Below are 12,745 nucleotides of genomic sequence, written 5' to 3' on the forward strand. Positions count from 1 at the left end.
AGGAATAGTTGGCTCAGAAGTTTTAGCTGGCATACTTGCGTCATACCTTTATCAAAGATGATTGTGGGGGCCAAATGATCAGTCAATGTCTTTCCCTGTCAACAGCCGCGGGCGCACCAAAAACCAGCTGCATTTACGCGGCCAAAGTAGCGCCTTCATTTACCACCAGGGCGTTTGTCGCAAAACGATATCAAAATTTGGGTCTTCTGACCGTTTAAAGGCGCTTTAGTCGCCAACGATCCACTCGTAAAACACTCCAGCAACTCACCAGCCTTTGGTTCTCATGTATACAACCAAAGCCTTTTTACTGGTATTGCTGCCTATATTTGCAATCTTTGACCCCGATTGGATACAATAATGGTTAACCCCAAAGGTTTTTTCTATCTCGCGAAACCCAAATGCGAGTCTCAAACAGCTGCCCTGACCCGGGCAAACACATTTATCGCAAGCGTTAGCATAAACGTAGAAGCACAAGAAAGTTTTTTATGTCACTGTCGACACTGAAGCGTTGGGTAACTGAGGTTGCCGATCTAACCGATCCAACCGAAATAGTCTGGTGTGACGGCTCTTATCCCGAAGGCCAAAAAATCAACGCGCTGCTTGTTGAAAATGGCACCTTTGAGAAACTAAATCAGAAGATCAGACCAAACAGCTTTATTGCACGTACTGACCCTGCCGATGTTGCAAGAGTCGAGTCCAGAACGTTTATTTGTTCTGAGGAAGAAAAGGACGCAGGGCCAACAAACAACTGGGTTGAGCCGGCAAAAATGCGCGCTGAACTCAATGAGAAATTTGCAGGTTCGATGCGTGGTCGCAAAATGTATGTGATCCCGTTTTCCATGGGACCACTCAACTCACCGCTTGCTCGCTACGGAGTTGAAATAACAGACTCCCCTTATGTCGTGGCATCGATGCGAATAATGACCCGTGTCAGCGACAAGATTGTAGACAGGATTGCTGCAGGTGCCGACTGGGTCCCTGCGATTCATTCGGTTGGTCAACCACTGATTGATGACCAAGGAAACACCGTTGCCGATACCCCCTGGCCCTGCAACCCGGAAAACGTTTACGTAGTTCAGTTCCCGGAGACCCGAGAGATTTGGTCCTTCGGTTCTGGGTACGGCGGCAATTCACTGCTTGGCAAGAAGGCCATGGCGCTTCGCATTGGTTCGGTCCTTGCGCGCGACGAAGGTTGGTTGGCAGAGCACATGCTACTAATCAGAATTACCACCCCTGAAAAAAAGAAGTACCACGTGGCGGCCGCCTTCCCTTCCGCCTGCGGTAAGACAAATCTTGCGATGTTGCAGTCTCAAATGCCAGGCTGGAAAGTCGAGACCCTAGGCGATGACATTGTTTGGATGGCGCCAAACGATAGAGGAAAGATCCGCGCAATCAACCCGGAAAACGGTTTGTTTGGAGTAGCGCCGGGTACTGGAATCTCCACCAACAAGGTTGCGGTTGACTCAATGCGCGAGGGCGCTATTTTTACCAACGTCGCCACCACTAAAGACGGAGACGTTTGGTGGGAGGGTCTTACCGATGAAGCCCCAGACCACCTGACTGATTGGAAGGGTGACCCCTGGAACAAGGACAGTGGAAAAGCTGCCGCTCACCCAAATGCTAGGTTCTGCCTTCCAATCGATCAGGTTACGAGCCTTAGTGACAATTGGGCAGAGCCCGAAGGTGTCGAACTAGACGCGATCTTGTTCGGTGGCAGAAGAGCTACCAATGTGCCGCTGGCTGTTCGATCCCTGAACTGGCAGCATGGCGTCTTCCTAGGGGCAACCATTGCCAGTGAGCAAACTGCCGCTGCCGAGGGACCAATTGGAATCCTTCGACGCGACCCATTTGCCATGTTGCCTTTCTGCGGCTACAACATGGGTGACTACTTCGGTCACTGGTTGTCTTTCGCCGAAAAACTAGATCCTGCCAACTTACCGACCATCTTCCAGGTGAACTGGTTCCGAAAAGATGAAAACGGCAAGTTCATTTGGCCAGGCTTTGGTGAAAACATGAGGGTTCTGCAGTGGGTCGTGGGGCAAATTGAGGGCAAAGACTCCTCGATCGCAACCCCAATTGGCATGGTTCCAAAAGCCGAGGCGCTAAACACCGAAGGCCTGCGGCTCTCAGAGGAGAAGCTTGCTCAATTGCTTGCGGTTGATCGGGACACTTGGAGCCACGAAGCCGCTGAAATTGCGGGCTTCTTTGAGAGCTTTGGCGACAAAATGCCGGAGGAGCTGAAGGTGGAACTGCAAAATCTCGAGAGTAGACTTCGGGCCTAATCGACCGCGGTTTTTTGCGCGATTTATGACCTTCAAAAACAGGTAACAATTCCCTAAAGTTTGTTCTCTGAGAGCCTCTTGTTGTTCTGTAAGGGTTTACACTATTCCCGAAACGTCGTAAAAATTAACTTAGATTTCTTACGCCACAATGATCGAGCTTCAATGAGGAAGGAACAACGATGGATAAGACAAGACTGGCAGGTAAAAAGGCCCTTATTACGGGAGCTGCGCAAGGAATGGGCGCCGCAATCGCCAAGCACTGGGCAGCACAAGGCGCGGAAGTTTGCCTCGGCGACCTAAACATTGAGGGCATCAAGGCCGTTGCCGATGAAATCATTGCCGATGGAGGCAAGGCCACCTACATAAAACTTGATGTTGCCAGCGAGGAAGACGCCAAGGCAGCTGTTCAGCACACCGTTGACACTTTTGGCGAAATCAACCTTCTTCTGAACAACGCAGGCATCAACAAGCCACTGTTCTTCTTGGACATCACCAAGGAAAACTTCGACCTACTGAACAAAGTCAACACCTGGGGATCCCTAAACGTTATGCAGAAGGTTGCTCAGCAGATGAAGGATCAGGGCAAGCGCGAGTATCCATACAAGATTCTCAATGTTGGCTCGATTCTTTCTCGCGAGGCTTTCGATGACGTCACGGTTTATACAATGACAAAGCACGCAATTCTTGGTCTAATCAAGGCCGGCGCCAAGTCGCTTATTGAGCACAACATCACCGTCAACGGCTACGGCCCAGGAGTTGTTCGCACCGAGATGTGGGAGCAGCTAGACAAGGACTTAGTCGAAATCGGCAAGTTCGAGAAGCGAGGGCAGTCAATGGATGACATCGCTGAGAACATGATTCTTATGAAGCGCTACAGCTACCCAGAGGACGTAGTTGGAACTGCTTCGTTCCTAGCCAGCCCAGAGTCTGACTACATGACCGGTCAGCTTCTAATGATCGATGGCGGAATGGTAATCCAGTAATTTAGACAATAAAAAAATCCCCCCGGAAGGTAGCCGCCTTGGGGGGATTTTTTTGCGCTAGAAAGACACTATTAGAGGATTCTCGACTGCGGTGGGTTCAACACCGCCGAGAAGCTTGAGCTGCCGAACATGCTCCAGTTGGTGACAGCAAAGCTGCCGCCGTTTAGTTCTTCCTGGCGCCTTCACCCGTTGTTTTGAAGCTGCTGTGGCGACTCTTCCGGGGAGGAGAAGCCACGATCTCGCTGCGGCTCCGGGGTAGGGAAAAGTCCGTAAAACAGGGCTTTGGGAGGGGTTCAACCTCCGCATTGACTGGGAGAACGGCCTTTGCACGTTGGGTTGGAATACGCTGAAAGTGCACATCTCGACCACACAATGGGAAAGAAGGAGCACATTATGATGAAGCAATTTACAGATAAAACCGCACTGGTAACCGGTGGAGGATCTGGTATTGGACGGGCTGTTGCCCATGGGCTGGCAGCAGAAGGTGCCAATGTAATAGTTAACGACCTAACGCTTGAGGTTGCTCAAGAGGTCGTCACCGAAATTGTAACTGCGGGTGGAAAAGCTACCGCGGTTGCCGGCAACGTCGGTAAGCCCGAAGATGTAAAAGCAGCCGTCGACAAGGCTGTCGAAACCTACGGCGCCCTTCATCTGGCGTTCAACAACGCAGGAATTGTTGGCCCACAAGGCCCTGTTCACGAGACAGACATTGACGACTATAAGCAGCTCATGGAAGTAAACGTTGATTCCGTTTTCTACGGACTAAAGTACCAAGTTCCTGAAATAATCAAGGCCGGTGGCGGTGCCATCGTGAATGCGTCATCAGTGGCAGGCCTTGTAGGCGTTTCCACTATGGCGCCTTACGTTGCTACAAAGCATGCTATTTCTGGAATCACCAAGGCAACAGCGCTCACCTATGCAGCTGACGGTGTGCGCATCAATTCGGTGCACCCCGGCTACATCGACACTCCACTGCTATCGAGTTTTTCAGAGGAAGCACACGCTGCCATGGTGGACCTGCACCCCATTGGCCGTCTCGGAACAGCCGAGGAAGTTGCGAACCTCGTGGTCTTCTTGCTCTCGGACAAGGCCAGCTTCATCACCGGATCGCAGCACGTCGTTGACGGTGGTTACACAGCCATCTAGTCAAAGCCCCAACAATCAGATCCTAGGCACTAACACCAACGGCAACGTCGCAAAAACCACGGTGCCGTTGGTGTTTCGCATTACTTGATAACCGAAAGTCGTAAGAAAGCCATAAAAAAATCCCCCCAAAAGGTAGCCGCCTTAGGGGGGATTTTTTATGCGCTAGATAAGCATTGTTAGAGGATTCTCAATCCTTGCCTTGAAGGCCGCTAGCCACTGAGCAGCCAACGCACCGTCAACCGCTCGGTGGTCAGCAGATAGCGTCACGCTCATGATGGTGGCGATAGTTATCTCGCCATCCACAACCACGGCCTTCGGCCCAGCTGCACCGACGGCCAAAATACCTGACTGCGGTGGGTTCAAGATCGCCGAGAAGCTTGAGGTGCCGTACATGCCCAAGTTAGTGACAGCAAAGCTTCCACCATTTAGTTCTTCTTGGCGTAGCTTGCCTGCTCGTGACCTTTCGGCCAAGTCAGTGATGGTCCTGGCAATGTTGCTAAGTGACCGTTTTTCAACGCCTCGGATAACCGGAGTGAGCAAACCACCGTCGGTTGAAACTGCGATCGATATGTCTACTGACTCGTACTTGATCATGGCGTCTGGTCCCCAGACAACATTCGCTTCTGGGACATCCTCAAACGCTGCAGCCACGGCTCTAACAACCATGTCGTTGACCGATATCTTGACCTGTGAGCTTTCGTTTATCTTCTTACGCAGTGCAAGCAGTTCATCCACTTTGCAGTCTGCGTTTAGGTAGAAGTGCGGAACAGTGCTCTTGCTCTCAGTAAGCCTTCTGGCGATTGCCTTACGCATCGAAGTGTGAGGAACCGTTGAGTAAGTAGACGAGTACTCCTGGCTCGCAAGCTCCTTAGAAGCACTGGTGCTCACTGGAGCTGGAACCTGAGGGGCGGCTACTGGGTTAGCTGCAACAGGTGCGGCTACTGGGTTAGCTGCAACAGGTGCAGCCATTGGCTCAACCGCAACAGGTGCGTTTGCGACGCTCGCTTCGACATCGCGTCTGACAACCCTTCCACTTGGGCCAGTACCGGTGATCTGACTCACATCGACGCCAGCGTCCTTGGCTAGTTTTCTGGCAATAGGAGACACGCGCTGTCTCCCGGAAGCCTGAACGGTTTCAGCTGGAACAGCTGCTGAGGCGTCTGCGGCGGTGCCAGTTGGAGTTGTGACTGGCTCCGCAACCGGGCTAGCGACAGGGCTAGCAACCGGAGATGCGGCTGCTGGCACTGGTGCCTCTGCAGCCGAAGTCGCTTGCTCTGGAGCAGCAGTCTCGCCTGCTTCACCAACCATGGCAATGGTGCTACCGACTTCCATTTCATCGCCTGGCTTGCCAATGAGCTCCAAAATAGTTCCGGCGGTTTCTGCCAAAAGTTCTACGACTGCCTTATCGGTTTCGATTTCGGCTATTTGCTGGCCAACGACAACCTGGTCGCCAACGGCGACCTGCCAGCTAGAGATGACTGCGTGAGTTGCACCTGCTGCAACCTCGGGAAGTTTGATTTGTGTGGCCATTAGTTTTTGCCAAACCCTTCCTTCACGAGGTTCAAGCCTGCCACCACTTCTTCAAGGCCTGCGATAGATGCTCGCTCTAGAACCTTGGAGATGCTTGGTGATGCTTCACGTCCGTGAACTCGTTGAACTGGCTGATCCAAGTGGTCAAAGAACCTGCGCTGTATCTCATCGGACAGCCACCCACCGTAGCTGGTGCCTTGAACGCCCTGCTCGACTATGACAACACTGTTGGTCTTCTTGATGCTCTCACCGATGGTGTCCCAGTCAATGCTCGCTCTATCTAGCCAGCGAAGATCGATCAGTTCGCCATCTAGGCCGGTCTGGTCAAGTGCTTCCTTGGTGATGTTGACCATGTTTAGGTAGCTGAGAATTGTGGTGTCTTTTCCTTCTCTAACAACTCGTGCCTTGCCAAATTCGATGTGGTAGTCAAGATCGTCGGCTGGAATCAGACCGCGCTGGGTGTAGAGATCAACGTGCTCGATCATCAAAACTGGGTCTTCCATCTTTAGCGCAGCGTTCATGAGGCCGATGTAGTCAAACGGGTTGCTGGCTGCAACTACTCGCCAACCAGGGGCGGTAGCAAAAATGCCTGCTGGATCCATTAGGTGCTGGGATCCATAGCCCGAGCCCATTGCAATCTTGGTTCTTAGAACCAATGGCACTGGGTTCTGACCACCAAACATGTGCCTGGCCTTACCGATTTGATTGAAGACCTGGTCGGCTGCAACCCAAAGGAAATCCGGATACATGAACTCAACTACTGGGCGAAATCTGCCGTCCATGGCCATTCCGCCGCCAAGGCCCGCAAAGGCGTTCTCGCTAATTGGGGTTCCAAGTACTCGGCCGTCATATTTATCTGGCAGGCCCTTGGTCGCACCGTTGGTTCCACCCTTTAGGCGATGAACATCCTCACCCAAAATAATGATTCGGTCATCAAGTTCCATTTGACGATCCATGCCCTTGGCCATGGCGTCAACAAAACGAATGTCGGTTGTTTCTCCGGTGTAAGAGTCCTGCTCCAGAGTCTTAGCTCCAGCAAGCTCTGAAAGATCCGAGCGCAGTCCGACGTCAACGAAACCGGCGTCAGGCCAAAGGTTAGCCTTGATTTTTCTAGCTCCCGGCTTTCCGTCAAGATCTGGTTCTAGCAATTCAAGTGCTACTAGCTCCATTGCGGCAACTGCTTGCTTCCTGGTGTCAGCGACTTGCTCCTGAGTGATCAAACCGAGTTCGATCATCTCGTTGGCAACCTTGTCCAGTGGGTCACGGCTTCTCCAGTGCTCTTCTTCTTCCTTAGAGCGGTATCCGAAGGCGCTTCCTGGGAAGGCTCCGTTCTGGTGGAAGAATCGGTAGACCTCTGCTTCAACAACCGCTGGGCCCTTGCCCGAACGAACATGCTCCTCAACTTCTTGCATTACGTGCCAAACGGCGAGTGGGTCCATTCCGTCTACGCGCCAGCTAGGAATACCAAAACCGACTCCGCGACCGCTTAGGCGATCTTCCTTGGTTGCCTCGGCAACCGTGGTCGAAACCGCGTAGAGGTTGTTCTCGATGAAAAACACTAGTGGGACATCCCAGGCGGCAGTTAGGTTCATGCTCTCAAGCACGCTGCCGATGTTTACGGCTCCGTCTCCGAAGTAGCTGGTTGTCATATCCGTTGTTCCAGCTCGCTTCTGTGACCATGCGTTACCAGCTGCAAGCGGAACACCGCCGCCAACAATCGCGTTGGTTCCCAGTGCTCCGGCTTCATGCCACTGAAGGTGCATCGAGCCACCACGGCCCTTGCAATATCCTTGGGCGAGCCCAAGGATCTCGGCGGCGGTCTTCTGCAAAACTTCTTGGACTTGGCTGGTTACAAGGTTGGTCACATCTAGTTGAGGTGCTACGTAGGCAATTGCCTTAGCTAAAAATTGGTGGTGGCCTCGGTGGGATCCATTGATGGCGTCGGTTGGACGCATACCGACGATGGAACCTACTGCTCCACCTTCTTGACCGACAGACGAGTGAGCGGGACCGTGGACCAGACCCTCACCGGCGATGTCAAGAATCGCCTCTTCGAATGCTCTGATTAGGTGTAGCTGACCGAGCATGGTCTCGAGTAATTTGGGGTCGGCGTTTTGATAGTCCTGCTTGGTGGTTTTGATCTCAACCCATGGCTCGAGGGGATCTAGCTGAATGCGTTCGGTCATCGATGACTCCGTAAAGAATATTGATTGGCTATTGGTACTAATTTAGCGTGATTGGATACATTACTACAACCACTAACCCAAAAAAGCGTGCAAAAAGCGCCTTTTATCAGTAGTTTGTATCCAATAGCTAGCAGATGGGCATGTCATGAAAAAGGGAATTCCTGGAATAAGGGGTACCGACCACGTCGGTTTCAACGTGCCGGATATCGAGCAGGCAACCAAGTTTTTTGTCGAGGTAATCGGTTGCGATTACATCTACAAACTGGGTCCTTTCCAGTCCGATGATAACTGGATGGAAAGACAACTAAACGTTGACCCCAGAACAGTGATCAAGCAGAATCGTCACTTTCGTCTAGGCCACGGCACCAACTTTGAAATCTTCGAATACCAATCGGTAGATCAAACCCCGATGCCTCAGCCTAAAAACAGCGATGCCGGTGGTCACCACCTTGCCTTTTATGTGGACGACCTAGATCTTGCAATTGAGCACCTGAAGTCTCATGGTGTTGAGGTTTTGGGTGAACCGATCTCAAGCAAGGCATTTGCCGCCGGTCAGCGTTGGATTTATTTCTTGGCCCCCTGGGGTATGCAGTTCGAACTTGTCAGCTACCCAAACGGTAAGGACTACGAGACGACTGCTCCGGTGAAACTGTGGTCTCCAAAGACTCCTGCGGAGTAATTTCTTAGTCGACCCTCATTGTTACCTGACAGATCTTGAAGCCCTCTGGGCCTGCAACAACCGAAGCGGCCCCGCCACTGGCCAGGGTCATCGACATGTCTTTCTTGAACTCGAACGTTGAGCCATCCGGGATGGTCGCAACAAATGAGCCTTCAATCACAAAAACACCGTGCTCTTCACCGTCGGTTGAGAACTCAAGGGTTTCACCAGAAGCTACGTCAACCACTTTTATGGCCTTCCAGGGCCCCGCCATGATTTCAGTGATGTTAGTCACATCGGTCTCGTAGAGGTTTACTCGCGGGCTATAAGTCATGACTAGTGCTCCGATTCTTCGGAAGGGCTGTACTGAGGAAGTGCGTTCACAATCTCCGGCGGCAGCGCCTCAACAACGAAGAACTCCAAAGTCTCATCGCCAATGGTCTCGATTGCATGCTTGCCGTGAAGCGGGGTCATAATCAAATCCCCAGGACCAACCTCAAAGTGTTCACCGTTATATTTCATCATTCCGCGTCCGCGAATAATGAAATAAATCTCTTCGGTTCGAGAGTGAACGTGCTCGCCGACCGCTGCGCCCGGCTCAAGACGGTTGTGCTCGAAGGAATCCCAGGCGGCGTGCATCATCAGCCCTGTGACAAAGCGCTTCCAACGAAGGACGCCCCGGCCGCCGTGAACGCCGTGGATCTGACTGGGGGAGCCGGTATCGGCAATAATTATCGGAGTACTAGCCATTGCTTCCTCTCAAAATCGGATAAACGAGACAGTCGTTGAAGTCTAGTAAACCGTATGCAATGAGGGAAAAATTAGGATTTCAGTCGCCGGTTGGACTGCAAAAAGCCTGGAATCGGATTCGAATTTTTAGTCAAAAATCTCAGGGTGTGCGACCAGCGACTTGCGGGTGCGTCGAATGTGAGCGCCCAGAATTACTTCTAGCTCATCCAAGTCGCCGCGAACCAAAGTGTCCAGAATTAATCGGTGCTCTAAGTGAGTGACACTGTCTTTTTCGAGTCCGCTTAGCTTCACGAATGCTCGACGGTAATGCTGAGTGGTGTTCCACAGACGCTCCACTAGGTCTTTGATCATTCCGGCAGGTCCATGCGAGTAGGAAAGCAGATGAAATTCCCTGTCGAGCCTGAGGAACTGAGCGACATCGTCACAGGATTCCATCTGCTCTAAGAGTTTTTGTAATTCGACAATTGTGTCTGGATGCATCTGCTCTGCGCTTCTGCGTCCGAGAAGCGGCTCCAGCTTCTCGCGAATGAGATAGGCCTCTTCGCACTCGGTTTTATTGAGTTTAGATACCCAGGCACCGGTGTTGACAACGATTGTTACCAGTCCGTCTGCTTGCAGACGACGCAGTGCGTCTCGGACCGGTAGCCGACTGGCACCAAATTCGACTGCCAATTGCTCTTGCAAGATTCGAGACCCCGGAAGTAGGTCGCCGGAAAGAATTTGCGCACGGAGCTCATTGGCGATTTTCTCGCTTGAGCCTCGGTCTTTTTCCTCCACGCTGGTCTCCTTCGGTTATCAGACAGAATCTTAGCCTCTTCAGTTGGCTGAGATATCTAGCTACTTACTCCTTAGCTACTGAGCAGTGTGGCCGCCATCGATTATCAACTCGGTTCCGGTTACGTAGCTGGATTCGTCGCTCGCGAGAAACAATGCCCCGAAAGCGACTTCCCTCGCGGTACCAAGGCGACCAAGAGGAGTTTTGGCGACAATCTCCTGGGTCATCGACTTATCCTGTGCCATCACCAGAGGGGTTTCGATGATCCCTGGGTGAATTGAGTTAGAGCGAATACCATCCGGTGCGTAGGTGAGAGCGACATTTTTGCTTAGAGCCCGAACTGCTCCCTTGGATGCCGTATAGGCCGCAACACCGACTGCACCGACCACTCCCCACATAGAAGAGTTGTGAACAATTGACCCCTTGCCGGCAGCACGCATGTGTGGCAAGACCGCTCTGGTTCCCAGGAACACACCATTTAGGTTGATGTCCAAAATCTTGGTCCAGTCGTTCAGCTCAATAGTTTCAATACCTTCGTATGACCCAACAATGCCCGCGTTATTAAACAAAATGTCTATTTGCCCGGCCTCTTCTATGATCTGGCGTACGACGCTTTCCCAGGCAATACCGTCTGTCACGTCGTGGGGGACAAAGCTGATCTCGAGGTCAGTAAAAGCTTCATCTAGGCTCAGGTCGAGGACATAAACTTTTGCCCCCTGCTCAGCAAAAAGCTCTGCAGTAGCACGTCCAATGCCTCTGGAGCCACCAGTCACAATCGCTACCTTGTTTGCTAGTCTCATCTGTCTACCATTTCTGGACCATCCGCGCCAACGATGAGCCTGGATTGAGTGTTCGATTGCATACAATCCTTGCATTTTTTCTACAATTCAGCCGACTTTAGGCTTTGCATTAGCTAAAATGTATCCAATTGCTTGATTTCAACTTGCAGTAAGTAGTTGGTAGGTTGGGTACTGGCAACAGATAAATTCATGTGAAAAACCATCTCTACCCAGAATGAGGCCCCAATGGCAATGGCAACCATCAACCCGACGACCGGCGAAACTGAATTTGAAGTAGACCTTCACACACCGGCCGAGGTAGAGACCCGCATTGCCCTGGCGCAGACCGCCCACGAGACTCTTCGAACCATGAGCTATGCCGAGCGCGCTGCCTTGATGATCAAAGCCGCTGACTTGATTGAAAGCGAAGTAGAGCAGACAGCAATCATGCTTACCCGTGAAATGGGTAAGCCAATTGCGCAGTCCCGAGGAGAAGTTCTCAAGTGCGCCAAGAGCATGCGCTTCTATGCTGAAAAGGCAGAGGAGTTTCTAGCACCGCAGGTGCTAGCGGACCCATCGACGGTTAACGCCAGCCAAGCGATGGCCATTTGGCAGCCGCTAGGTGTCGTGTTGGCCGTTATGCCCTGGAACTACCCGCTTTGGCAGGTAATTAGGTTTGCAGGTCCAGCACTAATGGCTGGAAACTCTGGAGTGTTGAAGCATGCTTCAAACGTTCCGCAGTCTGCCCTTTACTTGAATGACATCTTCACCCGCGCAGGCTTCCCTGAGGGCTCCTTCATAACCCTTATGATCTCGGCATCCAGCGTTGCAAGCGTGATTGACGACTGGCGCATAAAGGCCGTTACCCTCACCGGTTCCGAGCCCGCCGGGCGTGCAGTTGCTGAGCGCGCAGGACGACAGATCAAGCCCTCGGTTATGGAGCTTGGTGGCTCTGATGCTTTTGTTGTAACGACAAATGCGGACATCGAAGCTGCTGCCACAACCGCCGTAGCCGCCAGAATCAACAACAACGGCCAATCCTGTATCGCAGGAAAGCGCTTCCTGGTCTTTGCGGACGTGTACGACCAGTTCGTGGAAAGTTTTGTATCAAAGATGAGCGCGCTGAAGATGGGCGACCCAATGGACGAGACAGTCCAGCTAGGACCGCTGGCAACAGCCAACGGAAAGCGCGACATTATTGAGCTAGTCGAAGACGCCAAGGCCAAAGGGGCAAACATTCTTTGCGGTGGCGAAACTCCAGAGGGACCGGGCTTCTTCTATCCAGCAACCGTTATTGATGGTCTAACTGATGACATGAGGCTTGTCATGGAAGAGGCTTTTGGCCCGGTTGCCAGCATCTACAAAGTCGCCAACAAGGAAGAGGCGATCAAAATCGCCAACCAAACAACCTTTGGTCTTTCCTCCGCTATTTGGAGCCAGGACACTGCCGAGCAGGACTACTTTGTTCAGCACCTTCAGGCAGGTGCTGTCTTCGTAAACGGCATGACGATTTCTTATCCGGAGCTAGCGTTTGGTGGAATCAAGGACTCAGGCTTTGGGCGCGAGTTGTCCGATGCCGGCATCAAAGAGTTCTGCAATCTAAAAACTGTCTGGAAGGCTTAGCCGCTTGCCGCGGGTCGGGTTTCTTGGCCTTGG

Annotated in this window: 12 protein-coding genes; 5 read left to right on the forward strand and 7 right to left on the reverse strand. The window is 52.2% G+C overall.

Going from position 1 to position 12,745, the window contains the following annotated elements:
• Window positions 1-485 precede the first annotated feature (485 nt).
• Complete coding sequence (locus ABXT50_RS06485; RefSeq protein ID WP_415274049.1) at window positions 486-2,282, forward strand: phosphoenolpyruvate carboxykinase (GTP); 1,797 nt, start codon at window positions 486-488, stop codon at window positions 2,280-2,282.
• A 179-nt stretch (window positions 2,283-2,461) separates the two neighbouring features.
• A complete protein-coding gene (locus ABXT50_RS06490; RefSeq protein ID WP_007542646.1) occupies window positions 2,462-3,265 on the forward strand; it encodes an SDR family NAD(P)-dependent oxidoreductase in 804 nt (267 codons plus the stop codon).
• Window positions 3,266-3,336: 71 nt separating this feature from the next.
• Here ABXT50_RS06490 and ABXT50_RS06495 read toward each other — a convergent pair whose 3' ends face one another.
• The gene (locus ABXT50_RS06495) at window positions 3,337-3,396 is read right to left on the reverse strand and encodes a hypothetical protein (protein WP_415274826.1); all 60 of its coding nucleotides are present in this window, start codon (window positions 3,394-3,396) and stop codon (window positions 3,337-3,339) included.
• 265 nt (window positions 3,397-3,661) lie between these two features.
• Between ABXT50_RS06495 and ABXT50_RS06500 the strand changes: the two genes are divergently transcribed.
• Complete coding sequence (locus ABXT50_RS06500; RefSeq protein WP_415274827.1) at window positions 3,662-4,411, forward strand: SDR family NAD(P)-dependent oxidoreductase; 750 nt, start codon at window positions 3,662-3,664, stop codon at window positions 4,409-4,411.
• 162 nt (window positions 4,412-4,573) lie between these two features.
• Here the strand turns inward: ABXT50_RS06500 and ABXT50_RS06505 are convergent, their stop codons facing one another.
• A complete protein-coding gene (locus ABXT50_RS06505; RefSeq protein WP_415274050.1) occupies window positions 4,574-5,941 on the reverse strand; it encodes a dihydrolipoamide acetyltransferase family protein in 1,368 nt (455 codons plus the stop codon).
• Window positions 5,941-8,127 carry a thiamine pyrophosphate-dependent enzyme gene (locus ABXT50_RS06510; protein ID WP_415274051.1) on the reverse strand — a complete coding sequence of 729 codons (2,187 nt, stop codon included), beginning with the start codon at window positions 8,125-8,127 and terminating at the stop codon, window positions 5,941-5,943. Before ABXT50_RS06510 ends, ABXT50_RS06505 begins: the two co-directional genes overlap by 1 nt.
• Before the next feature lie 145 nt (window positions 8,128-8,272).
• On the opposite strand from ABXT50_RS06510, the gene ABXT50_RS06515 reads away from it, so the two are divergent.
• Window positions 8,273-8,806, forward strand: coding sequence for a VOC family protein (locus ABXT50_RS06515; RefSeq protein WP_415274052.1), 534 nt, complete (start codon window positions 8,273-8,275; stop codon window positions 8,804-8,806).
• A gap of 4 nt (window positions 8,807-8,810) precedes the next feature.
• Here ABXT50_RS06515 and ABXT50_RS06520 read toward each other — a convergent pair whose 3' ends face one another.
• The 4 genes from ABXT50_RS06520 to ABXT50_RS06535 all read right to left on the reverse strand — a co-directional run bounded on the left by ABXT50_RS06520 (window position 8,811) and on the right by ABXT50_RS06535 (window position 11,110).
• On the reverse strand, window positions 8,811-9,119 hold the full coding sequence (locus tag ABXT50_RS06520; RefSeq protein WP_415274053.1) for a hypothetical protein: 309 nt from the start codon (window positions 9,117-9,119) through the stop codon (window positions 8,811-8,813).
• Window positions 9,120-9,121: 2 nt separating this feature from the next.
• Complete coding sequence (locus ABXT50_RS06525; protein WP_415274054.1) at window positions 9,122-9,535, reverse strand: cupin domain-containing protein; 414 nt, start codon at window positions 9,533-9,535, stop codon at window positions 9,122-9,124.
• A gap of 126 nt (window positions 9,536-9,661) precedes the next feature.
• Window positions 9,662-10,312, reverse strand: a complete 651-nt coding sequence (locus ABXT50_RS06530; RefSeq protein ID WP_007542658.1) for a GntR family transcriptional regulator — start codon at window positions 10,310-10,312, stop codon at window positions 9,662-9,664.
• A gap of 75 nt (window positions 10,313-10,387) precedes the next feature.
• On the reverse strand, window positions 10,388-11,110 hold the full coding sequence (locus ABXT50_RS06535) for an SDR family NAD(P)-dependent oxidoreductase (protein WP_415274055.1): 723 nt from the start codon (window positions 11,108-11,110) through the stop codon (window positions 10,388-10,390).
• A gap of 225 nt (window positions 11,111-11,335) precedes the next feature.
• On the opposite strand from ABXT50_RS06535, the gene ABXT50_RS06540 reads away from it, so the two are divergent.
• On the forward strand, window positions 11,336-12,712 hold the full coding sequence (locus tag ABXT50_RS06540) for an aldehyde dehydrogenase family protein (protein WP_415274056.1): 1,377 nt from the start codon (window positions 11,336-11,338) through the stop codon (window positions 12,710-12,712).
• Window positions 12,713-12,745 lie beyond the last annotated feature (33 nt).

This window comes from Aquiluna sp. Uisw_065, assembly GCF_047731275.1.
Classification (GTDB): Bacteria; Actinomycetota; Actinomycetes; order Actinomycetales; family Microbacteriaceae; genus Aquiluna.